The sequence below is a fragment of the Glycomyces sp. NPDC049804 genome, assembly GCF_040674615.1.
Taxonomy (GTDB): domain Bacteria; phylum Actinomycetota; class Actinomycetes; order Mycobacteriales; family Micromonosporaceae; genus Glycomyces; species Glycomyces niveus.
Genome location: NZ_JBFAMQ010000002.1, coordinates 402,761 through 425,023 on the forward strand (window position 1 = coordinate 402,761; position 22,263 = coordinate 425,023).

Annotated in this window: 20 protein-coding genes, 1 other RNA gene and 1 pseudogene; 5 read left to right on the top strand and 17 right to left on the bottom strand. The window is 69.3% G+C overall.

The annotated features are described in order from the left end of the window. The first annotated feature begins 172 nt into the window (after nucleotides 1–172). On the top strand, nucleotides 173–2,002 hold the full coding sequence (locus tag AB0K52_RS04375; RefSeq protein ID WP_363525978.1) for a DivIVA domain-containing protein: 1,830 nt from the start codon (nucleotides 173–175) through the stop codon (nucleotides 2,000–2,002). 243 nt (nucleotides 2,003–2,245) lie between these two features. On the opposite strand, the gene mmsB is transcribed toward AB0K52_RS04375, so the two are convergent. From mmsB to chvE, 3 genes are all read right to left on the bottom strand, one after another. Beyond that, nucleotides 2,246–3,577: a multiple monosaccharide ABC transporter permease gene (mmsB, locus tag AB0K52_RS04380; protein ID WP_363525981.1), complete on the bottom strand. Its 1,332-nt coding sequence runs from the start codon at nucleotides 3,575–3,577 to the stop codon at nucleotides 2,246–2,248. Then, nucleotides 3,574–5,127 (bottom strand): multiple monosaccharide ABC transporter ATP-binding protein, encoded by a 1,554-nt coding sequence (gene mmsA, locus AB0K52_RS04385; protein WP_363525984.1) that lies wholly within the window; start codon nucleotides 5,125–5,127, stop codon nucleotides 3,574–3,576. The genes mmsB and mmsA overlap by 4 nt, the downstream gene beginning before the upstream one ends. Nucleotides 5,128–5,226: 99 nt before the next feature. Next, nucleotides 5,227–6,312 (bottom strand): multiple monosaccharide ABC transporter substrate-binding protein, encoded by a 1,086-nt coding sequence (chvE, locus tag AB0K52_RS04390; RefSeq protein WP_363525987.1) that lies wholly within the window; start codon nucleotides 6,310–6,312, stop codon nucleotides 5,227–5,229. 336 nt (nucleotides 6,313–6,648) lie between these two features. Here chvE and AB0K52_RS04395 point away from each other — a divergent pair, with 336 nt between their 5' ends. Then, on the top strand, nucleotides 6,649–7,956 hold the full coding sequence (locus AB0K52_RS04395) for a protein kinase (protein ID WP_363525990.1): 1,308 nt from the start codon (nucleotides 6,649–6,651) through the stop codon (nucleotides 7,954–7,956). Nucleotides 7,957–8,066: 110 nt separating this feature from the next. On the opposite strand, the pseudogene AB0K52_RS04400 reads toward AB0K52_RS04395, so the two are convergent. From AB0K52_RS04400 to ilvA, 5 genes and pseudogenes are all read right to left on the bottom strand, one after another. Continuing rightward, a pseudogene (locus tag AB0K52_RS04400) lies at nucleotides 8,067–8,801 on the bottom strand (alpha/beta hydrolase); the annotation flags it as partial. Between the two features lie 269 nt (nucleotides 8,802–9,070). Further along, nucleotides 9,071–9,352, bottom strand: coding sequence for a hypothetical protein (locus AB0K52_RS04405; RefSeq protein WP_208496216.1), 282 nt, complete (start codon nucleotides 9,350–9,352; stop codon nucleotides 9,071–9,073). Nucleotides 9,353–9,361: 9 nt separating this feature from the next. Beyond that, nucleotides 9,362–9,589 carry a hypothetical protein gene (locus tag AB0K52_RS04410; RefSeq protein ID WP_208496215.1) on the bottom strand — a complete coding sequence of 76 codons (228 nt, stop codon included), beginning with the start codon at nucleotides 9,587–9,589 and terminating at the stop codon, nucleotides 9,362–9,364. Between the two features lie 22 nt (nucleotides 9,590–9,611). After that, nucleotides 9,612–10,301 (bottom strand): uracil-DNA glycosylase, encoded by a 690-nt coding sequence (locus AB0K52_RS04415; protein WP_363525994.1) that lies wholly within the window; start codon nucleotides 10,299–10,301, stop codon nucleotides 9,612–9,614. Between the two features lie 3 nt (nucleotides 10,302–10,304). Then, nucleotides 10,305–11,519: a threonine ammonia-lyase gene (gene ilvA, locus AB0K52_RS04420; RefSeq protein WP_363525997.1), complete on the bottom strand. Its 1,215-nt coding sequence runs from the start codon at nucleotides 11,517–11,519 to the stop codon at nucleotides 10,305–10,307. A 354-nt stretch (nucleotides 11,520–11,873) separates the two neighbouring features. On the opposite strand from ilvA, the gene AB0K52_RS04425 reads away from it, so the two are divergent. Continuing rightward, on the top strand, nucleotides 11,874–13,148 hold the full coding sequence (locus tag AB0K52_RS04425; RefSeq protein WP_363526000.1) for an ABC transporter ATP-binding protein: 1,275 nt from the start codon (nucleotides 11,874–11,876) through the stop codon (nucleotides 13,146–13,148). A gap of 120 nt (nucleotides 13,149–13,268) precedes the next feature. Here the strand turns inward: AB0K52_RS04425 and greA are convergent, their stop codons facing one another. Then, nucleotides 13,269–13,763: a transcription elongation factor GreA gene (gene greA / locus AB0K52_RS04430; protein ID WP_208496211.1), complete on the bottom strand. Its 495-nt coding sequence runs from the start codon at nucleotides 13,761–13,763 to the stop codon at nucleotides 13,269–13,271. Between the two features lie 141 nt (nucleotides 13,764–13,904). Continuing rightward, nucleotides 13,905–14,345: a DUF4307 domain-containing protein gene (locus AB0K52_RS04435; RefSeq protein ID WP_363526003.1), complete on the bottom strand. Its 441-nt coding sequence runs from the start codon at nucleotides 14,343–14,345 to the stop codon at nucleotides 13,905–13,907. Nucleotides 14,346–14,558: 213 nt separating this feature from the next. Here AB0K52_RS04435 and mca point away from each other — a divergent pair, with 213 nt between their 5' ends. Both mca and AB0K52_RS04445 read left to right on the top strand, forming a co-directional pair. After that, entirely contained in the window at nucleotides 14,559–15,410 is an 852-nt protein-coding gene (gene mca / locus AB0K52_RS04440; protein WP_363526177.1) for a mycothiol conjugate amidase Mca, read from the top strand. Between the two features lie 290 nt (nucleotides 15,411–15,700). After that, entirely contained in the window at nucleotides 15,701–16,285 is a 585-nt protein-coding gene (locus tag AB0K52_RS04445) for a YqgE/AlgH family protein (protein ID WP_363526005.1), read from the top strand. 32 nt (nucleotides 16,286–16,317) lie between these two features. Here the strand turns inward: AB0K52_RS04445 and AB0K52_RS04450 are convergent, their stop codons facing one another. The 7 genes from AB0K52_RS04450 to prfB all read right to left on the bottom strand — a co-directional run bounded on the left by AB0K52_RS04450 (nucleotide 16,318) and on the right by prfB (nucleotide 22,176). After that, nucleotides 16,318–16,767, bottom strand: a complete 450-nt coding sequence (locus AB0K52_RS04450; protein ID WP_363526007.1) for a DUF2269 family protein — start codon at nucleotides 16,765–16,767, stop codon at nucleotides 16,318–16,320. Between the two features lie 99 nt (nucleotides 16,768–16,866). After that, nucleotides 16,867–17,240, bottom strand: a transfer-messenger RNA (tmRNA) gene (gene ssrA / locus AB0K52_RS04455). Between the two features lie 109 nt (nucleotides 17,241–17,349). Then, complete coding sequence (gene smpB / locus AB0K52_RS04460) at nucleotides 17,350–17,856, bottom strand: SsrA-binding protein SmpB (RefSeq protein WP_363526010.1); 507 nt, start codon at nucleotides 17,854–17,856, stop codon at nucleotides 17,350–17,352. Between the two features lie 60 nt (nucleotides 17,857–17,916). Next, nucleotides 17,917–19,167 (bottom strand): M23 family metallopeptidase, encoded by a 1,251-nt coding sequence (locus AB0K52_RS04465; protein ID WP_363526013.1) that lies wholly within the window; start codon nucleotides 19,165–19,167, stop codon nucleotides 17,917–17,919. 71 nt (nucleotides 19,168–19,238) lie between these two features. Next, complete coding sequence (gene ftsX / locus AB0K52_RS04470) at nucleotides 19,239–20,114, bottom strand: permease-like cell division protein FtsX (protein ID WP_363526016.1); 876 nt, start codon at nucleotides 20,112–20,114, stop codon at nucleotides 19,239–19,241. Nucleotides 20,115–20,135: 21 nt separating this feature from the next. Continuing rightward, a complete protein-coding gene (gene ftsE / locus AB0K52_RS04475) occupies nucleotides 20,136–20,816 on the bottom strand; it encodes a cell division ATP-binding protein FtsE (protein ID WP_205326604.1) in 681 nt (226 codons plus the stop codon). A 241-nt stretch (nucleotides 20,817–21,057) separates the two neighbouring features. Beyond that, the gene (gene prfB, locus AB0K52_RS04480) at nucleotides 21,058–22,176 is read right to left on the bottom strand and encodes a peptide chain release factor 2 (RefSeq protein WP_208496203.1); all 1,119 of its coding nucleotides are present in this window, start codon (nucleotides 22,174–22,176) and stop codon (nucleotides 21,058–21,060) included. Nucleotides 22,177–22,263: the final 87 nt, after the last annotated feature.

The window sequence follows — 22,263 nt, forward strand, 5'->3', positions numbered from 1 at the left end:
AAACAGGACGACAAGTAAACCTGGCGAATCCGCGTTACCGTCGAAGTCTGCGACAGTGAAGAATGATCGCAGGCGTAGGTCGACGGTGGAGGAACCACAGCTTCGGCCGCGTCCCGTCACATCCGGTCCCTTGCCGGGTGCGGCGGGACGCGGCTTACGTGAGGATGAGGGTATGGCGCGTGAAGACAGACTGGACGACTCGGAACTGCTGACCGGATTCAACGAGGGTGGACCCGTCGAGTACGAGTTCGAGACCGCCTTGCGCGGATACGACAAGGGACAGGTCAAGCGGTTCCTGCAGCAGATGCAGCTCCAGATGGACACGCTGGCGGGCGAACGGGCCGAGGCGGTCGCCCAGATCGACCGGCTGGTGATCCAGATCCAGCAGCTCCAGGCCCAGATCCAGGAGCTGCGGCGGCGCAGCGCCGCCGGCGACAAGGCCTCCTACCGGCATCTCGGCGTGCGCATCGAGCACATGCTGACCCTCGCCGAGGAGCAGGCCGAGGAGATCAAGGCCAACGCGCACGCGCAGACCCAGCACCTGCACCACCACGCGGACAACCGCCTCCGCGAGGCCGAGGCGCAGATCGAGCAGGCCCGCAAGGACTTCGAGACCACCTTGAAGGCGCGGCGGGCCGCCGCCGAGAAGGCCGAGGCCGACCGGCGCGCGATCATCGACGCCGAGATCAACAAGCGGGCCCGCGAGGCGCAGGCCATGGTGGACCAGGCGAAGGAGCGCTCGGCCGCCCTCGTGGCCGAGGCGGAGCAGGACGCCGAGAACAAGCGCGCCGCCGCTGACGAGCAGACCCGGCAGCTGGTCGCTCACGTCGAACGCCTGCGCGCCGAGGCGCAGCAGCTCAAGGACGACGCCGCCCTCGCGGCCGAGCAGGCCGTCACCGAGGCCCGCGAGAAGGCCGAGCGGATCGCGGCCGAAGCCGAGGCCGAGGCCGAGCGCATGCGCGCCGAGCACGAGGCGGAACTGCGGGACCTGCGCACCGAGGCCGTCGAGAACCTCGAGAAGTTCAAGCAGGAGACCGAGACCTTCGCGCAGACCGTGCGCACCGACGCCGAGAACGAGGCCACACGCGTGCGGGCCGAGGCCGCGGACAACGCGACCCTGACGCGCACCGAGGCCGCCGACGAGGCCAAGCGGCTCCGCCAGGACGCCCAGCGGCGCCTGGAGGAGGCCGAGGCCGAGGCGCAGCGGCTCACCGCCGAGACCGACGAGAAGGTCGCGAAGCTCGCCGCCGAGGCCGCCGAGGCCGCGCGCCTGGAGCGGGAGGCCGCCGAGGCCAGCGCCCTGCGCATGGCCGAGGAGACCGAGCGCGAGACGCAGCGCCTGCGCGAGGAGGCCGCCGACGCGTCCCGCCAGGAGCGCGAGGCCGCCGAGGCCGCCGCCCGGAAGCTGACCGAGGAGACCGCCGCCGAGGTGCGGCGCCTGCGCGAGGAGGCTGCCGCCGAAGCCGAGCGCGTCACCGCGGAGGCGGCCGCTGAGGCCGCGAAGCTGCGCGAGAACGCCGACCGGGCGCGCGTGGAGGCCGAAGCCGAGGTCGAGCGCGCCCGCGCCGAGGTGGCCGAGATCGAGGCCGAGCGCGAACGGCTGCTCGCCGACGCCAAGGCCGAGGCCGCCCGCATCCTCGAGCAGGCCGGCCTGGAGGCCGAGCAGATCCGGGCCGAGCGCGACCAGTACGTGTCCGAGGCCGAGAAGAAGGCCGAGAACGCCAAGCGCCGCGCCGAGGAGCTCTCGAAGAGCGCCAAGCAGACCGCGCGTCGCGACTCCGAGGCGATCCTCGCGACCGCCCGCGCGCAGGCCAAGAAGCTCGTCGAAGAGGCCCGCGCGGGCCGCGCCGAGGAGCAGCCCGCCAAGACCGAGCAGGCCGCCCAAGAGGGCGCGCCCGCCTCGGACGCCTCCGCGGTCAACAAGCCCACCACCGGCCGCAAGCGCCCCCAGGGCGGCGGCAAGCAGACCAGCGAATCGGCCGAGAAGGTCAGGACCAACTGAGGCGACGCGAAAGGCCCGGTGCGGATCGCCGCACCGGGCCTTCGCCGTTCCACGACGTCGCCGCTTCGCCCCTCCCACCTTCGGGTGACACCGCCGCCGCGGAGGCCCGTTCTTGTCGGACCCCCGCGGAACGCTGGACAGTATCTTCCCCTCTTGTGGTGGGCGGGGGTTGTGGACGGCCGCACGCGAAAGGGCCCGCAGCGCTGGCGCGCTGCGGGCCCTGTTCTTTGTACTGTCGGCCGGTTACGAGATCGGCTTGTCGTCGGTCGTGGCGCTGAGCGTGCCCGCCTTCGCGGAGCCCTCGTCGACGCCCTCCTTGGCCTTGCGCTTCGCGTCGCCCGAACCGCCCGGTGTGGTGCCGACGATCGGCGGCATGAGGCCGCCGCCGGTGGCGCGCTTCTTGTTCCACACGTCGAACAGCACGGCGGCGAGCACGACCAGGCCCAGGATGATCTGGACCGTGTCGGTGGCGATGCCCAGGACCTGCATGCCCTGGCGCAGGACGCCCATCACGAGACCGCCGATGACCGCACCGATGATGGTGCCGACGCCGCCGGTGACCGAGGCGCCGCCGATGAACGAGGCGGCGATCGCGTCGAGTTCGAACGCGTTGCCCGCGCCCGGCGTCGCCGCGTGCAGGCGGGCGGTCACGATGACGCCGGCGAGGCCGGACAGCGCGCCCATGATCACGAAGACGAAGAACGTGGTCTCCTTGGTCTTGACGCCCGAGAGCATCGCGGCCTTCTCGTTGCCGCCGCCCGCGTAGACGTGGCGGCCGAACACGGTGCGGTTCGCGATGAACGTGAACAGCAGGACCAGGCCCAGCAGGATCCAGCCGATGATCGGCAGGCCCTTGTAGGAGTAGAACGTGTAAGCGGCGGCCAGCATGACGGCGGCGATCGCCGCGGTCTTGAGCAGCCACGTCGTCTGGGACGAGGCGGCGATGCCGGCCTTCACCTGGCGGTTGCGGCTGCGCACGGCGAGGAACACGAAGAGGGCCGCGCCGAGGATGCCGACGACGAGGGTCGGCACGCGCAGGTCGACGCCCAGGAAGTGGTAACCGGAGGCGAGCTCGTTGAAGGTGCCGGTGGTGCCCTTGGTCTCGGCGTCCAGGACCTTCAGAGTGAGGCCGCGGAAGATGAGCATGCCGGCGAGGGTGACGATGAACGCGGGGATGCGCACGTACGCGATCCAGAACGCCTGCCACACGCCGATGACGGCGCCCAGGCCGATCGCGAACAGCACCGCGACGTACCAGGGCCAGTTCCAGTCCGAGAGCGCGATCGCCGACATGGCGCCGCAGAACGCGAGGACCGAGCCGACCGAGAGGTCGATGTGGCCGTTGACGATCACCAGCATCATGCCGATCGCGAGGATCAGGATGTACGAGTTCTGCAGGATCACGTTCGTGATGTTGAGCGGCGTGATGAAGTTTTCGTTCTGCAAGGTCACGTTGAGGACCTGGAACAGGATCATGATCAGCACGAGGGCGATGATCATGCCGTAGGCGCGCAGGTTGATGTTGCGCACTGCCGAGATCAGGCTCGGCCGGGTCTTGGTCGGGACGGTGGTCATTGGCGTTGCTCTTCTCCCCCGCTGGCGGTCTCAAGGGTCATGAGACGCATCAGCTCTTCCTGTGTGGCGTTGGCCCGTTCGATCTGCCCGGTGATGTGGCCGGCGCTCATCGCGTAGATGCGGTCGCACATGCCGAGCAGCTCGGGCAGTTCGGAGGAGATCATGAGAACTCCCTTGCCCTGGTCGACCAGCTTGTGGATCAGCTCGTAGATCTCGTACTTCGCACCGACGTCGATGCCTCGCGTGGGCTCGTCGAGGATGAGCAGCTCGGGTTCGGTGAAGACCCACTTCCCGAGCACGACCTTCTGCTGGTTGCCGCCGGAGAGGTTTCCGGCGAGCGAGTAGACCGACGGTGCTTTGACGCCGAACTCGGTGCGCAGGCGCTCCGAGACGGAGTTGACCTTGTCCTGGTCGACGACGCCGCGCTTGGAGAGCCGGTCGAGGCCCGGGAGGGTGAAGTTCTCCCGCAGGTCGTAGTCGAGGTGCAGGCCGTAGTGCTTGCGGTCCTCGGTGGCGTACGCCAGCCCGGAATCGATGGCCTCGGGGACGTTGCGCAGGTGGAGCCGCTTGCCGTCCATCGTGGCCTCGCCGGAGATGTTGGCGCCCCAGCTGCGGCCGAAGACGCTCATCGCGAACTCGGTGCGGCCGGCGCCCATGAGCCCGGCCAGGCCGACGATCTCGCCGCGGGCGACGTTGATCGACGCCTTGTTGACGATCACGCGGTCGCGCTGCTCCGGGTGGTAGACCGTCCAGTCCTTGATCTCGAAGAAGACCTTGCCGACCTTCGGCTCGTGCGGCGGGTACAGGTGCTCGAGGTCGCGGCCGACCATGGACTTGATGAGCCGGTCCTCGGTGACGGCGCCGGACTCGGTCTCCATCGTCTCGATCGACTTGCCGTCGCGCAGCACCGTGATCCGGTCGGAGACCGACAGGACCTCGCCCAGCTTGTGGGAGATGATGATGCTGGTGACGCCCTCCTCGCGGAGCTGGCGGAGCAGTTCCAGGAGGTTCTCGGAGTCGGAGTCGTTGAGCGCGGCGGTCGGCTCGTCCAGGATCAGCAGCTTGACGTCCTTGGAGAGGGCCTTGGCGATCTCGACGAGCTGCTGCTTGCCGACGCCGATCTTCTCGACCAGCGTGGCGGGGTTGTCGTGGAGGCCGACCTTCTGCATGAGGCGGGCGGCCTCGCCGTTGGTGCGGTCCCAGGAGATGACGCCGCCGCGCTTGCGCTCGTTGCCGAGGAAGATGTTCTCGGCGATCGAGAGCTCGCCGACGAGGGCCAGTTCCTGGTGGATGATGACGACGCCGGCGGCCTCGGAGTCGCGGATGTTCTTGAACTGCGCGGGCGATCCGTCGAACTCGATCTCGCCTTCGAAGTCGCCGTAGGCGTAGACGCCCGAAAGGATCTTCATCAGCGTCGACTTGCCGGCGCCGTTCTCGCCGACGAGCGCGTGGATCGTGCCCCGCTTGACCCCCAAGTCGACCCCGGACAGTGCGAGCACGCCCGGGAACCGCTTGGTGATCCCCCGCATTCGGAGGATGTCTTCAGACATTGCTTAGTCCTATTTGAAAGATTGGACAGCTCTGGGGAGAGGTTCAGGGACGCCCGTGGCGGGCAAGGGCGTCCCTGAGGAAGGTCTTGATCTCGCGGGCTAGCCCAGCTCGGAAGCGTCGATGTAGCCGGAGTCGACCACGATCTCCTGGTAGTTGTTGACGTCCACGCTGACCGGCTCGAGCAGGTAGGCGGGGACGACCTTCACACCGTTGTCGTAGGTCTCCTCGTCGTTGACCTTGGGCGTGCCGCCGTCGAGGACCGCGACGACCATGTCGACCGTGGTCGAGGCGAGCTCGCGGGTGTCCTTGTACACGGTCATCGACTGCAGGCCGTCGATGATGTACTTGACCGACTCGACCTCGGCGTCCTGGCCGGTGATGACCGGCATCTCGGTGTAGCCGCTGCCCTGGAGCGAGGCGATGATGCCGCGGCTGATGCCGTCGTAGGGCGCGAGGACCGCGTCCACGACCGAGCCGTCGTTGTAGAAGTTGGACAGGATGTTGTCCATGCGCTCCTGGGCGACGGCGCCGTCCCAGTTCTCGGTCGCGATCTGCTCGAGCGTGGTCTGGCCGGACTTCACGACGAGCTTGCCCTCGGTGACGAAGGGCTCGAGGACCGCCCAGGCGCCGTCGAAGAAGTACTTGGTGTTGTTATCGGTCAACGCGCCGGCGAAGAGCTCGATGTTGAACGGACCGGGCGCGTTGGCCAGGTCGAGCGCCTCGACGATGTAGGTGCCCTGGAGGGTACCGACCTTGGTGTTGTCGAAGGACGCGTAGTAGTCGACGTCCGGCGTGTCGAGGATCAGGCGGTCGTAGGCGATGACCGTGATGTCCTGGCCCTTGGCCTGGGCGAGGACGCCGCTGAGCGACTTGTTGTCGATGGCCGCGATCACGAGCACGTCGACGTTCTGCCCGACCATCGTCTCGATGGCGCTGACCTGGTCGGCGGCGACGTCGTTCGAGTACTGGAGGGTGACTTCGTAACCCTCGTCCTCGAAAGCGCTCTTCAGGTTGTCGCCGTCGAGGATCCACCGCTCGGAGGTCTTGGTCGGCATCGCGATGCCGACCTTCTTGCCGCCCGAGCCGTCCCCGCCGCCGTCTTCAGAGGCGCAAGCGGAGGCGACCATGGCGACTGCTGCCGCGCCGATGGTGCCGGTCATCAGGTGACGTCGGTTGACGTTCATTAGTACTCCTTCGTACCGGGCGGTTTCGGTGCATGACCTACGTCGCCCTGGGGTCAAGACGGAATCGATAGTTCAACGTTTTTCCACAACCGTCAACAGCGGATGCGTCTCGTGTCCGAATCGTTGCTTTCCAACTGCGACGAATCCCGACACTCAGTTCCCTCCGTGCACATCGAACGCTCGATACCCCAACGATTATGACGGTCTGTATTCAATTCCTCACCCGATCGTGCCACATCCCTATAGCCGACTACCACTCGACCGATCGGATGGGATAGCCTCACATTTAGTGCCAAATCACGACACCGAACAGCTGACCCCCCGGAGGAGGTGAGGATGTCGACCACCCAGACCATCGGTCCCGCCGCCGTGCACCGTTTACTGCACCGGGACGCGGTGTGCAGCGTCTTCAGCGGCACCGTCGAGACGGGCCCGACCGATCTGCTGTGCGTCACCGTCGCCCATGAGCGCGTCGACGGCTCCCGGCGCGAGGTGTTCCTCGAATGGGCCGCGAAACTCACCGGCCTCCCCGCCCACCCCCATCTGTCCCCCTGCACCGCCGTCGGGCTCACCGAGAACGGCAGGCCCTACCTCGCGGTGGGCACCGCCCGCCGCAGCCTCGCCGACCTCCTCGCCGACCAGGGGCCCATGCCGCCCGGGCAGGTGCGCGCCCTCGGCGTGGCCTTGAGCGACGCCGTCGCCGTCTACCACCGCGCAGGCCTCATCCACGGCGCGATCCAGCCCTCCCACATCCTCGTCGGGACCGGCCACCACCTGCAGCTCACCGCCTACGACGTCACCGCCCCCGTCCTGGCCGCGCCGCTCCCGCCGACCCCGTACACCGCCCCCGAGCACCTCGACGCCGCCGTCGCGGGCGAGGTCGCGGCCAGCCCTTCCGGCGACGTGTACGCCCTCGCCACGGCCCTCTACGCCGCCCTCGGCGGCCGCCTCCCCTGGGTCAGGCACGCCCGCGAAGAGGCCGCCGACCCGCTGCTGCGCGCCGCCCCCGTCCCGCACATCCCCGGCGTGGACGCCGAGCTCACCGACCTCATCGGCGCGGCCCTCAGTCCCGACCCCCGCCGCCGCCCCACCGCGGACGCCTTCCGCGAGCAGCTCACCCGTCTCTCGCTGACCGGCCCGCGCGCCCACGGCGCGCGCCCGGACACCGTCGCGAACGGGCTCCTCCCCCGACGCGGCCTGCGGCCCGTCACCGTCGCGGTCTCGACCGAGCTCACCCCGTACCGGCCCGGCCGCGAACGCGTGGGCCTGCGCCCGCGCCTGCGCTCCATCGCCACGGCCACCGCCGGAGTCGCACTCACGGGGGCGCTCCTGGGCGGCGCCGCGCTCGCGACGTACGCGGCCACGAACCCCGAGAGCACCGAGTCGGTCTGCTCCGACCCGAACGTGCTGGACGGCCGCATCGACGAGCAGCTTGAGGACGGCCGCATCGTCGACAGCTGGTGCGCCGAGGAGGGCGGCTACGTGGCCGCCACCGTGGACTACCCGGGCGGCTCCGGGGGGGACGGCGACGGCCCCACCGAGCGCAAGGTGTGGCGCATCGAGGGCGAGAACCTGGTCGCGGTCACCGACTGCGCCGACGCGGCCCTCCCGGCCGCCATCGCCGACTTCCTCGAGTGCGCTTAGTCGCGTTCGGGCTTCGGCAGGCTCTGCTCTTGGCCTGCCTTCGGCAGGCTGTGCTCTTGGCCCGCCTTCGGCAGACCGTGCTCTTGGCCCGCCTTCGGCAGGAATCCGCCGAAGGCCGCCACGGTCTTGTTGGCGTACGCCGAAGTGTCGCCGCGCTCCATGGGACCGTCCCAAGTGGTCGGCAGCGGGGCGTGCTCGGGGAGGATGCGGGCCACGATGCGGTCCAGGGCCTCTTCGGCCTTGCCGACCCACAGGTGGCTGCCGTTCGCGATCGCGACGACCTCGGCCTGGGGCACGGCCGCGAAGCGCTGCTTGGCCTCCGGGTACTGGAGGTAGTCGTCCTGCTCGGGGATGAGCGCGAGGAGCGGGCGGCCGTCCTCGGCCCAGCGCGCCAGGTCGTCCTCTTTGGAGTAGCGCAGGGGCGGCGAGAGGAGCACGGCCCCTTCGACTCCCGGCTCGAGGCCGTACTTGAGGGTGAGGTCGGTGCCGAAGGACCAGCCGACCAGCCACACGCGCGGCAGCTCCGCGAACTCCGCGTACTCGACCGCGGCGGCGAGGTCGTAGCGCTCGCCCACGCCGTTGTCGAACGCGCCCTGGCTCGTGCCCTGCTGCGACTCGGTGCCGCGGGTGTTGAACCGCAGCACCGCCATGTTCGCGAGGGCCGGGAGCCGCCAGGCGGCCTTGCGGAAGATGTGCGAGTCCATCATGCCGCCGTGGGTGGGCAGCGGGTGGACGCAGATGATCGTCGCCTCGGGTTCGCGGTCGGCGGGCAGGGCGAGTTCACCGACGAGCCGGAGTCCGTCGGCGGTTTCAAGGGTGAGCGCTTCGCGTCGTGCGGGAAGCATGCTCGCGGATCTGATGACAGCCACGCCGGAATTATCCCCGGAATCGGTGGAAGGCGATAGGACGTGTGGCGCACCTTAAGTGCGGACCGCCGTCCCTGGCCCCACCCTCCCGGGAACTCCAGTGGCCGGCGTCCCGCGCGGGTACGACGAGAACGGCGTCCTGCGGCCCGCTTGTCACCCGAACGTGTCCGGGCCCATAGCTAGGCGAAGCGGGCCGGGCGCATCGCGGGGCGGGGCCGGACGGCCCCGCCCCGCGGTGCGTTCACTCCTCAGCGCCAGCGGCCGGGCTGGCGGCGGCTCCTGGCGTTCCAGCAGCCGGTGTGCCAGTGGCGGCGGTCGTCGCCGTCCCCGTCGTCGGCCCAGGCGACGACGTGCGGGGTGCCCGGCTGGATCTCGAGGTCGCAGCCGGGGCAGCGGTAGACCTTCTCGGCGTTGGAGCCGGGGATGCGGCGGACCCGGACGGGTCCGTCCGGGCCGTCGATGAGGCTCGGGTCCTGGGCACCGGAGGTCGGCCGCCGGGGTTCGCTCTGGCGGCGGTTCTTGCGCGGCATGGTCGGGCCTTAAGCGCGGGCGGGGTCGTCTCGCCCGGCGTCGGTCGCCGCGGCGGCCTCCGCCTCGGCCGCTTCGCGCGCCACCCGCTCGTTCAACCGCCGGACGTGCTTGTTCATCCCCCGGATGAGGAGGATCGTCACGACGACGAGGAAGACCGTCACGAACAGCCCGAGCGGCCCGGCCATCGCCTGGTCGCGCTCCGGCCCGAACTCTTGCTGCGCCAGGATCTCGATCACGGTTCAACCGTATCCCGCGGCCCTAGGCCTCCTGCAGCGCCGGAAGCCGCCAGTCGACCGGCTCACCGCCCTGCTCCTTGAGGAGCTCGTTGGCGCGGCTGAACGGCTTGGAGCCGAAGAAGCCGCGGCGGGCGCTCAGCGGGGACGGGTGGGCCGACTCGATCGAGGGGATCGAGCCGAGGAGGCCCTTGAGTTCGCGGGCGTTGTTGCCCCAGAGGATGGCGACGGCCGCGCCGCCGCGTTCGCTGAGCGCGCGCACGGCCTGCTCGGTGACCGCTTCCCAGCCCTTGCCCTTGTGCGAGGCGGGCGTGCCGGGGGCGACGCTCAGGGAGCGGTTGAGCAGCAGGACGCCCTGCTCGGCCCAGGGGGTGAGGTCGCCGTTGGCGGGGAGCGGGTAGCCGAGGTCGTCGCGGTACTCGTTGAAGATGTTGACCAGGCTCTTGGGGAGGGGGCGCACGTCGGGGGCGACGGCGAAGGAGAGGCCGATGGCGTGGCCGGGGGTGGGGTAGGGGTCCTGGCCGACGATGATGACCTTGACGTCGTCGAAGGGCTGCTGGAAGGCGCGGAGGATGTGCTCGGAGGCGGGCAGGTACTTGCGTCCGGCGGTGACTTCGGCGCGGAGGAACTCGCCCATCTTGGCGACGTCGTCGGCGACGGGGGCGAGGGCCTTCGCCCAGCCGGGCTCCATCAGTTCTTCAAGAGTTTTCTGCATGAGTCAGATGCTAGGACCCTCCACCGACACGAAATACCCCGCGTCGCGCAGGGCCGCAACGATTTCGGTCGCGTGTTCGGATCCGCGGGTCTCGATCGAGAGGTCCACGGCGACTTCGCCCACGGAAAGGCGCGGGTCGCTGCGCTGGTGGTAGACGTCGACGATGTTGCCGCCGTACGCGCCGACGAGCTGGAGGATCGAGGCGAGGGCGCCGGGGCGGTCGGCGCAGCGGAGGTTGGCGCGCATGAAGCGGCCGGAGGCGCCGAGGCCGTGTTCGATGAGCCGCATGAGCAGGAGCGGGTCGATGTTGCCGCCGGAGAGGACGGCGACGGTGGGGGCGTCGTACTCGACGGAGTAGTTCAGGAGCGCGGCGTAGGCGGTGGCGCCGGCGGGTTCGACGACCAGCTTGTTGCGCTCCAGGAGGGAGAGGAGGGCGCGGCTGATGTCCTCTTCGGTGACGGTGACGATCTCGTCGACGAGCCGCGCGACGTGGGCGAAGGGGACGTCGCCGGGGCGGCCGACCTTGATGCCGTCGGCGATGGTGTTCATCTTGTCGAGGCGCACGGGCCGCCCGGCGGCGAGGGAGTGCGGGTAGGCGGCGGCGCCTTCGGCTTGGACGCCGATGATGCGGATGCCGGGCTTGAGCTGCTTGGCGGCCGCGGCGATGCCGGCGATGAGCCCGCCGCCGCCGACGGCGGTGACGATGGTGCCGGTCTCGGGCATCTGCTCGAGGATCTCGAGGGCGATGGTGCCCTGCCCGGCGACGATGTCGCGGTGGTCGAAGGGGTGGATGAGGGTCGCGCCGGTCTCGGCGGCGAAGCGGTGGGCCGATTCGAGGGCGTCGTCGACGGTGTGGCCGCCGAGGATGACGTGGGCGCCGTATCCCTTGGTGGCGGCCACCTTCGGGAGCGGCGCGGATTCGGGCATGAACACGGTGCAGCGGATGCCGAGCGTGGAGGCGGCGAGGGCGACGCCCTGGGCGTGGTTGCCCGCGGAGGCGGCGACGACGCCGAGGGCGCGTTCGGCCTCGGTGAGGTGGGAGACGCGCATGTAGGCGCCGCGGATCTTGAAGGACCCGGCGCGCTGCAGGTTCTCGCATTTGAGGTGGACGCCGTCGAGGACGGGGTCGCGGGAGGGTTCGAGGGGGGTGCGTCGCACGATCCCGGCGAGGTCTGCCGCCGCGGCGCGGACGTCGGTGAGTGTCACGAGTTCCGTCACGCCTCGATCGTAGTGCCCGCCCGGGGGCGGTCCCGGGACGCCGCCGGGGCGGGGCCGCGACGGGCCGCATAAAGGTCGGAAAGCGATTACTGTAGACCGAAATGCCGACCTTGGACCCGCGTGGGCGTCCCGTGCAACCCACTGAAACCGCAGGTGGCACCAAGTACGAACGCGCGTTCGCGTCTCGTGAAAGCGGGTGACCGCCGTTACCCATCGAATAAGGAAGGCTTAAGCTACGAAGGGTCAATCCTTAACCAGGAAGAAGCCCGCGAGTCATGTGCGGCCGCCCGGACGCCCGCATGGCCCGCCTCGACACCGCCTCAATCCATCCCCTTAGAACCCCTGGAGTCAACGGTGACTGCTGTCACGCTGAAGAACGTCTCGAAGGTGTTCCCCGGCGAAACCCTGGCCGTGGACTCGCTGAGCATGGAAGTCAACCACGGCGAATTCCTCGTCCTGCTCGGCCCGTCCGGCTGCGGCAAGTCCACTGTGCTCAGAATGGTGGCCGGCCTCGAGACCCCGTCCGACGGCGAGATCCTGCTCGACGGCGAATACGCGAACGACCTGCCCCCGCGGGACCGCAACGCCGCCATGATCTTCCAGACCTTCGCGCTCTACCCGCACATGTCCGTCGCCGACAACATCGGGTTCCCCCTCAAGCTCGGCAAGCAGAACGGGGCCCAGTCGGTGCCTGATGCCGTCGGCGACATGGCCAGCGCCCTGGGCATCTCGGACCTCAAGGACCGCAAGCCGAACCAGCTCTCCGGCGGCCAGCAGCAGCGCGTCGCCATGGGCCGCGCGCTGGTGCGCCGCCCCAAGCTCTTCCTCATGGACGAGCCGCTGTCCAACCTCGACGTGGGCCTGCGGGCGGAGCTGCGCACCGAGATCTCCTCGCTGGTGCGCCGGCACGACGCGACGACCCTGTACGTCACGCACGACCAGACCGAGGCCTTGACGATGGCCGACCGGGTCGCGGTGATGCGCAAGGGGGTCCTGCAGGACGTGGGCACGCCGGACGAGGTGTACGAGCGCCCGGCGACGATGTACGTGGCCGCGTTCCTGGGCACGCCGCGCATGAACCTCATCGAGGCGCGCGTCAACGTCTACCTCGACCGCTATGTGGCCCTTGACTTCGGCGAGCAGGAGCTGCGGCTGCCGTGGCACGACCTGCGCGGGCGGGCCGTGGCCCGCTACCACGGGGAGACGATCGTGGTCGGGATGCGGGCCGAGGCGCTGGCGCCGGTCGCGGAGGGCCACGCGGGCCAGTCCATCCAGGGCCGCGTGCGCTTCTACGAGCACCACGGGCACGAGACGCTGGTGTTCCTCGACATCGGCGCGACCGCGGTGGTGCCCGACGGGATCGGCGACAAGCCGGACCTGGCGCGCAGCGGCTCGAAGCCGCGCCGCCGCCTCGGCGGCCTGTTCTCCGGGTTCGGGCAGTCCCAGGTCGAGCACCGCGACGCGGACACGGGTCCGATCCGCAAGCCCGCGGACCTGGTGTTCCGGCTCCCTCCGCACATCCCGGTCTCGGCCGGGCAGCCGATCACGGTCGCGGTGCACATGGACGCGCTGCACTACTTCGACAAGTACGGCAAGCGGATCGACGTCGGCTGGTCGGCGCGCGCGTAATAGGACGAGAACGCCGCGGGCACCTGTGCAGGTGCCCGCGGCGTCGTCGTATCGCTGTTCAGCCGGCGGAGCTTGCGGGCCGTGAATCAGCCGGTATCGGCGAAGCTTGCGGGCCGTGGATCAACCCAGGAACTTCTCGGCGTCGATGATCTTCACCGAGATCTCGGTGTCCCGGGGGGTCTTGTAGGCGACGGTGTCGCCGACCTTGTGGCCGAGGATGGCGGCGCCCAGCGCGGAGTCGGGGCTGTAGACGGTGAGGTCGGTGGTGGCGGCGATCTCGCGGGAGCCGAGGAGGAACTTCTCGGTGTCGTCGGGGTCGCCGTCGAAGGCGATGGTCACGACGGTCCCGATCTGGATCTCGTCGCTGTCCTTCGCCTCGCCGACCTTCGCGTTGCGCAGCAGGTCCTCGAGCTGGCGGATGCGGCCCTCCTGCTTGCCCTGCTCGTCGCGGGCGGCGTGGTAGCCGCCGTTCTCCTTGAGGTCGCCTTCTTCACGGCGCGCGTTGATCTCGGCGGCCATGGCGGGACGGTTCGCGATGAGCTCGTCCAGTTCGCTTTTGAGGCGGTCGTAGGCCTCTTGTGTGAGCCAGGTGCCCTGGTTAGCGTCGGTAGCCATGTGATCCATATCCTCCGAATAGTGCGATCCGTACTGCGGGGTGCGGTCTTTCGTGAACGTCCCCGCGTCCCGGGTTACGACCCCGGATAGCGAAAGGCCCGCCGACCGAAACGCGGTGCGACGGGCCGAAAGTCGATGCGTTCAGTCCGTCTGCCAACACCTCAGGACCTCGCCGGTGTTGGGCACGCCCTCGACTGCGAGGGGGTACGACATCACCACGCGGGTGGCGTCGTCCGGGATCTCGACCTCGGCGTACCCGATCTCGGCGCCCGCGAGGTCGCGGGACCTGACGGCGCAGACGGCGCCTGCTCCGGCCGGCTTGTAGACCTCGAACTCGACGGTGACCTGGCCGGGGACGGAGTCGTCGAAGCCGCGCAGGCGCTCGGAGACCTCGGTCTGGCCGTACAGTTCGGTGAGGCGCCAGGCGGCGAAGAGCCCTGCCAGGACGACTCCGATCGTGAGGGCCGCGGTGACCGCCGGGCGGCGGCGCTGCGGTTCGCGGCGGCGACCGTAGCGACCGTCGGGAAAGGCCACGTCGGCCGTTGCCGGCGCGCGCCCATCCGTGGTCTGCATCTCAGTCATTGCGTCGCTTTCCTTCGCGAACAGCGGTTTCACGCTGCGAGCCGCGGTTCTTGGCAGAACCGGGAAGTAATGATTATCGAGTATCGTTGCACAGAATGCCAGAGCCGACAACTACCGCAGTGCGCGAGTCGGTTCCAGTGCGCCGAGCCTTACCACCAGAAGCACCCGCCTGTGAGGTTGACCGACGTGACGAACCAGAGCAAGCTGCGCCTCATGTGCGTGCACGCCCACCCCGACGACGAGTCGAGCAAGGGCGCCGGCATGATGGCCCGCTACGTGCGCGAGGGCATCGAGGTGCTCGTCGTGACCTGCACGGGCGGTGAGCGCGGCGATGTGCTCAACCCGAAGATGGACCGGCCGGAGGTGCAGGAGAACCTGCCGCGCATCCGCAGCGAGGAGATGGCCCGCGCCCGCGAGATCCTGGGCGTCGAGCAGCACTGGCTGGGCTTCGTCGACTCCGGGCTCCCGGACGGGTGGCTCCCCGACTCCGGCACCGAGCTGCCGGAGGACGCCTTCTACCTCGTGCCCACCGAGGAGGCCGCCGCGCCGCTCGTGGAGGTCATGCGCTCGTTCAAGCCGCACGTGGTCACCACGTACGACGAGGAGGGCGGCTACCCGCACCCCGACCACGTGAAGACCCATGAGATCTCGGTCGCGGCGTTCGCGGCCGCGGGCGACCCCGGGCGGTACCCGGGGCTGGGCGAGCCGTGGCAGCCGCTGAAGCTCTACTACAGCCACTCGTTCGGCAAGGCGCGCATCGAGGCCCTGCACTACGCGATGGTCGAGGCCGGGCTCGACTCCCCTTACAAGGAGTGGATGGACGCGGGCGACTGGACCCGCGACAAGAGCGAGCGCGTGACGACCCGCGTCGAGTGCGCGGCGTACTTCGACATCCGCGACGAGGCGCTGAAGGCCCACGCGACCCAGGTGGACCCTGACGGGTTCTGGTTCGCCGTGCCGCGCGAGATCCAGCAGAAGGCCTGGCCCACCGAGGATTACGAACTCGTCGAGACGCGCATCGATTCGCGCCTGCCCGAGGACGACCTCTTCGCCGGGCTCCGCTGACGACTCCGGCACCGCTGCTTCACAACGGCCCCAGGGAACCCCTGGGGCCGTTCTTCGCACACGAGGCCACTGTGGCCCCTCCCGTAGGCGGTGCTGCACCGCATCGTCGGGTCCCGTGCACCCTCAGTGAGGAAACAACTGTCGGGCTCCCGACACCACGGTGTATTTCCTCGGAAAGTGCGGGAACCTTGCTGCAAGCGCGCCCCCGCGGGTTACCGTGCCGGGAGAACCGGGCCGAACCCGAGCCAGGGACGGATTCGCGGAGGCGGGCGCAGAACGGAGGTGGACCCATGGTCAGTCGCGAAACAACACCGGCGCGCACCAAGTCGTTCGTCGGCAGTCTCCTCGTCGCCACGCCCACGCTGCAGGACCCCAACTTCGACCGCACGGTCGTCATCGGCGTCGGGCACGAGTCCGACGGGGTGCTGGGCGTGGTCCTCAACCGGGCCACCGAGCGGAAGGTCGTCCACTACCTCGACCAGTGGGCGGACCTGGCGGGGCACCCCGCGGTCCTCTTCGAGGGCGGCCCGGTGCAGCCTGACGCGGCGATCGGACTGGGCTGGCGGAAGGCCGACGCGCCCTTCAACGACGCGTTCCGGCCCGTCCTAGGACGCCTGGGCACGCTCGACCTGGCCCGCGACCCCGACGAGGTCGCGCCGCTCCTGGAGGGGATGCGGGTCTTCACCGGCTACGCCGGCTGGGCGCCGGGGCAGCTCGAGGCCGAGATCGACGCCGGCGCCTGGATGGTCTTCGACGCCCTCCCCGCGGACCCGTTCTCGACCAACCCCGAGGAGCTGTGGGGCATGGTGTGGAAACGCCAGGGCGGCATGCTCTCGGCGATCGCGCAGTTCCCCGCCGACCCCGTCCTGAACTAGTCCCCCGGGCACCGGCCGCGCGGAGCCGCGGATCAGCCTCCCGGCCGCCAGGCCATGAGGACCACGACCACGACGTAGAAGACGAGGTTGAGCCCCGAGAGCGCGAGCAGGCGCCCGCGGTGCTGCTCCAGCAGTTCGCCGTCCATGGTGCCGTGCCCGTCCTGGAGTTCCTTGCCGATGCGCGCGAGCGCGCCCGGGATGACGGCCGCGCCGTTGACGACCCCGACCGCGTACAGGGTCGAGGCGATGACGACCCACGGGTCCGCGAACGAGTGCCGCTCGCTCGTCATCATCGTCAGCACCCCGAACAGCGCCGCCACGAGCGTGAGTGCGTTGAGGGCCATGCAGCGCCGCCCCGCGCGGTGCACGCGGTCCCCGTCGCGCTCGCGCAGCGCCCGCTCCCCCAGCCACGGCGTCAGCATGGCCGGACCGACGAACACCACGACCAACAGGACGTGCATGACCGACAACAGAGTGTACATATTGTGATCTTACGGACAAACCACCCAGCGTCACGCGGGACTCGGGCGCCGGCACGGCATGAAAAAGGCCCGGACGCTTTCGCGTCCGGGCCGCTATGGCTGTGGAGCTGCAGGGAATCGAACCCTGGTCCTCCGCTGCATCTGTGAGACTTCTCCGGGTGCAGTCCGCTGTGCCTTTTATCGAGCCCCACCGATCACGCGGACGAGACGGTGTGGCGGGCTCTAATCGCCGAAGATCTCGGCCGGACGTCCCAGCGATCAAGACGTCGGCCCAGCATCCTTAAATGATGCCGCGAACCCAGAGCGGATGCGCCCCTGGAGCGGCAACTTCACGGTCGCTTAGGCAGCGAGAGCGAAGTCAGTGCGTTTTGCGTTGGCACTTATTGGTTTCCAACGTTGGTTTACGAGACAGCGTTGGCTTCCTCGACCCGCTTCCCTCACCTCAACATACGGAGTCGAAACCGATCAGCCCCGAGATGAGTGAGTGTTTCACCCTGTTCAGTTGTGCCGTGACTCTGTTCAATTGTGCTCTGGCAGTCTAACCCAGTCCAACGGCGGGCGTCGAACCGATATTCCCCCGGCTCACTTCCCGCCGCGCTTGGCGGCGCGGCCCATGGCCCGCTCGATCTCGCGGTCGGACTCGCGCTTGGCGATGGCCTGGCGCTTGTCGTAGTTCTTGCGGCCCCGGGCCAGCCCCAGCTCCATTTTGGCGTACCCGTTGAGGAAGTACACCGAGAGCGGGACGAGCGTAATGCCCGACTCGTCGAGCTTGCCCGCGAGCTTCGCGATCTCGCCGCGGTGCAGCAGGAGCTTGCGGATGCGCCGGGGCGGGTGGTTGGTCCACGTCCCGTAGTCGTACTCCGGGATGTGGAAGTTGTGGACGCGCGCCTCGCCGTTGTGGATCTCGGCGAACGCGTCGACGATGTTCCCCCGGCCTTGGCGCAGGGCCTTGACCTCGGTCCCGGACAGGACCATGCCGGCCTCGTAGGTGTCCAGGATCTCGTAGTCGTGCCGGGCCTTGCGGTTGGTGGTCACCACCGAGCGCTCGGGACCCGAGTGCTTGACCTTCTCCTGCTGCTTCTTGGACACGCAGCAAGCTTAACGATCGAACAGGTGTCTGTCGAAACCAATTCGCTCCTAGGCGAATCACTACCGGCAGAGGCACCCGGGCAGGTACCCGACCGGGTTGACCCGCTCGCCGTGCACCCGCACCTCGAAGTGCAGATGCGGCCCGGTGCTGTCGCCGGTGCTGCCGACCGCGCCGATGCCCTCGTCGCGGTCGACGTGCTCGCCGTCGTTCACCCAGATCTGCGACTGGTGCGCGTAGCAGGTCGAGACGCCGCCGCCGTGGCTGATGCACGTCAGCTGCCCGTAGCCGGAGCTCCAGCCGGCGTAGACCACTTTGCCGGAGTCGGCGGCGTGGATGGTGGCGCCGGTGCCGGCGGCGAAGTCGGTGCCGCCGTGGAGGCGGGTCGTGCCGTAGATCGGGTGGCGCCGCCAGCCGAAGTCGGAGGACTTCCAGCCGTCGACCGGCACCACGAAGCCGCCGCCACCGCCGCCGCCGCCGCCTCCTGAGGACGAGCCGCCGCCGGAGCCGTTGTCGTCGTCGTCCTCGCGTGCGGCCTGGCGCAGCTGCTCGGCGATGCGCTCGGACTCGGCCTCGAGCTGGTCGTACTCGGACTGCGCATCGTCGCGGGCGTCCTCGGCGACCGCGAGCGCGGCCTCGTGCCGGCCCACGAGCTCCTGCACGGCGACCTGGGCGGCCTGGGCCTCGCTGTAGCGGACCTCGGCCGCGGCGAGCGCGTCGGCGGCCGCCGCCTCGGCCGCCTCGGCCTCGGTCTCGGCGAGGGACGCGGCGTTCTCGGCGTTGGCGGCCTCTCGGCGGACCTGGGTCACCTCTGCGACCGCCTGGTTCTTGCCTTCCATGAGGAACTCGAGGTAGGTGAGGCCGTCGACGGCGGTCTGCGGGTCGCCCGAGGCGAGCACCGCGTCCAGCGTGAGCAGTTCGGCGCCGCGGGCGGTCGCGCGGAACAGGGCGGCGCGGGCCTCGCGGGCGGCCTCGACGGCCGCGCGCGCGGCCTCGTACTCGGCCTCGGCTTCCTCGAGGGCCTCGCGGGCGGCGTCGGCCTCGCGCTGCGCCTGGGAGGCTTCGGCCTGGGCCGCCGCGACCCGTCCTTCGGCGACGTCGACCGCGTGCTCGGCTCCGGGCAGTTCGGCCTCGGTCTCGGCGAGGACCTGGCCCGCGGCGCGCACCTCGTCCGAGGCGTCCTCGAGCTGCGCGGCCATCTCGGCCTTCTCGCGCTCGACCTTGTCGAGGTCGCGCTGGGAGACCCCGAAAGCGGGACTGCTCGCGGTCCCTGCCAGGAGCAGGGCCGCGAGCAGCCAGCCGATTCGCCTCATAAGGCCCGAATGTAGTCCATCTGCGACAGACGTTCAGGCCATTCGGGACATAGGCCCCGATCGATATGAGGTCAGACCTTGATGTTGAAGCGCAGGGTGATCCACGCCGTGATCGCGCTGATGACCGCCGAGACGCCGACGAGGATCGGCAGCAGGACGAGGATCGCCTGCATCGTGATCGGGGGCATGAGCTTGAACAGGTCCGCGAACTGGCCGTCGATGACGAGGAACTTCGCGGCGATGAGCGTGCCGAAGGCGAAGATCGAGCCGATGACGCCGGCGAAGACCGCCTCAAGCACGAACGGCGCCTGGACGAACCAGTTCGGCGCGCCCACGAGCTTCATGATCGCGACCTCGCGGCGCCGCGAGTACGCGGCGACCTGGATCGTGTTCGCCACCAGCATGAGGGCGGCGACGCCCTGGACGAGCGCGATGATGAGCGTGAGGCGCTGGGCCCCGCCGAGGATGTCGAACACCTGCTGCAGGATCTCGCGCTGGTTGGTGACCTGGAAGACGCCCTCGCGGCCCTCGAACTGCTTGATGAGCTCGGGAGCGTCGGCGATGTCCTTCATCTTGACGCGGAACGCGGGCGGCAGGGCCTCGGCGTCCACGGACTTGACCAGGTCGGGCGTGTCCTCGAACGTGTCTTGGAAGCGCTCGTAGGCTTCTTCCTTCGACTCGTACTGGACCTCGGCGACGAGGTCGCTCTCCTTGAGCTCGGCGTTGATCTGGTCGGTCGTGGCCTGGTCGATGTCCTGCTGCAGGTAGACGACCACTTCGAGGTTCGTCTGGTAGTGCCGCTCGATCACGTCGACCTGGTTGTACAGCAGGAGGCCCGCGCCGAGCATCGTCAGCGAGACGGCCATGGTGATGATCATGGCGATCGTCATGGAGATGTTGCGCCACAGTCCGAGGAAGACCTCGGACATCACGTACTTCGCGCGCATGTGCTCTGTATCTGCCTTCCGCTAGCCGTAGACGCCGCGAGCCTGGTCGCGGACGATCTGGCCGTTCTCGATCTCGATGACGCGACGGCGCATCTGGTTCACGATGTTGGAGTCGTGGGTGACCATGAGGATGGTGGTGCCGGTGCGGCTGATCCGGTCGAGCAGCCGCATGATCTCGATCGAGGTGTCGGGGTCGAGGTTACCGGTGGGCTCGTCGGCCAGCAGCAGGAGCGGCCGGTTGACGAAGGCGCGGGCCACCGCGACGCGCTGTTGCTCGCCGCCGGAGAGCTCGTGCGGGTAGCGGTGCTCCTTGCCGCCGAGGCCCACGAGTTCGAGCACCTCGGGGACGACCCGGCGCGCGACCGAGCGCGGCTTGCCGATGACCTCGAGCGCGAACGCCACGTTCTCGGCCGCCGTGCGGTTCGGCAGCAGCCGGAAGTCCTGGAACACGCAGCCGATGCTGCGCCGGTAGGCGGGGACCTTCCACCGGCGGAGCCTCGTCACGTCGGTGTCCCCGACGGTGATCTTGCCCTTGTCCGGAACCTCTTCGCGCAGCAGGAGCTTGATCATCGTGGACTTCCCCGCACCGGTCGGACCGATGAAGAAGACGAACTCTCCCTTGTCGATGAAGACGTTCACGTCCTCGACCGAAGGGCGGTTCGACCGGGGGTAGTGCTTGGTTACACCCTCAAGCTGAATCACGAGGCGGAGTCTAGCCGCCGGACCTCGGCGCCGGTCGGGCGGCTCCAGTACAAGCGTGGCATATTTCGCAGTTTCAGCCCCATATGTCACGGCCGCGCAAGGGTTACGACGCGATTTCAGCCGAACGGTGGAAGCAGCTATGGTCAGGCGGCCCATCGATGCTCGGCGGAGCGTCATCGGGCGGCCACGAGCCGTCCACAGCGGATCGCATTTCCTATAGGAAACAGGGCCTACGACGCGGCTAGTCGGCGCTCTTCTCGCCGCTCTTGCGCCAGCGGATGCCGGCCTCGAGGAAGCCGTCGATGTTGCCGTCGTAGACGCCCTTGACGTCGGCGGTCTCGAAGCCGGTGCGCAGGTCCTTGACCATCTGGTACGGGTGCTCGACGTACGAGCGCATCTGGTCGCCCCACGAGGCCGTGGCCGAGCCGCGCAGCTCGTCGACCTTGGCCCGCTCCTCGTCGCGCTTGCGCTGAAGGAGCTTGGCCTTGAGGACGCCCATCGCGGTGGCCTTGTTCTGCAGCTGCGAGCGCTCGTTCTGGCAGGAGACGACGATGCCGGTCGGGAGGTGGGTCAGGCGCACCGCCGAGTCGGTGGTGTTGACGCCCTGGCCGCCGGGGCCGGAGGAGCGGTAGACGTCCACGCGGATCTCGTCCTCGGGGATGTCCTCGATCTCGTCGGTCTGCTCCAGGGCGGGCACGACCTCGACGGCAGCGAAGCCGGTCTGGCGGCGGCCCTGGTTGTCGTATTTGCTGATGCGCACGACGCGGTGCGTGCCCTGCTCGACCGAGAGGTGGCCGTAGGAGTAGGGGCCCTTGACGGCGAAGGTCGCCGAGCGGATGCCGGCCTCTTCCGCGTAGGAGATGTCGTACACCTCGGTGCCGAAGCCGTGGGCCTCGGACCACCGCAGGTACATGCGCATGAGCTGCTCGGCGAAGTCGCAGGCGTCGGCCCCGCCGGCGCCCGAGCGGACGGTGACGACCGAGTCGCGCTCGTCGTATTCGCCCGAGAGGAGGGTGCGCACCTCGAGCTCGTCGACGGCCTTGCGGATCGAGTCGAGCTCGGCGGCGGCCTCGGCGGCCGCGCCCGGGTCGGACTCGTCGTCGGCGAGCTCGAACAGGACTTCGACGTCGTCCATGCGCTCGTGGAGGGCGGCGAGCTTCTTGAGCTCGGCCTGGACGTACGACAGGCGGGAGGTGATCTTCTGGGCCTGCGCGGTGTCGTCCCACAGGCCGGGGTCGGCGGCCGCTGCCTCGAGTTCGGCCAGCTCGCGCCGGAGCGCGGGCAAGTCGAGCACGGCCTCGACGCTGCTGAGCGTCGCCTTCAGGTCACGGAGATCGGCGGAAACATCGACACTGGTCACAACAGATCAGACTACGCCTGTATTCGGGCTCATACGAAACGGGACGCGGGCCCCGCTGGGGCCGCGTCCCGTTACGTGCTTGATCGT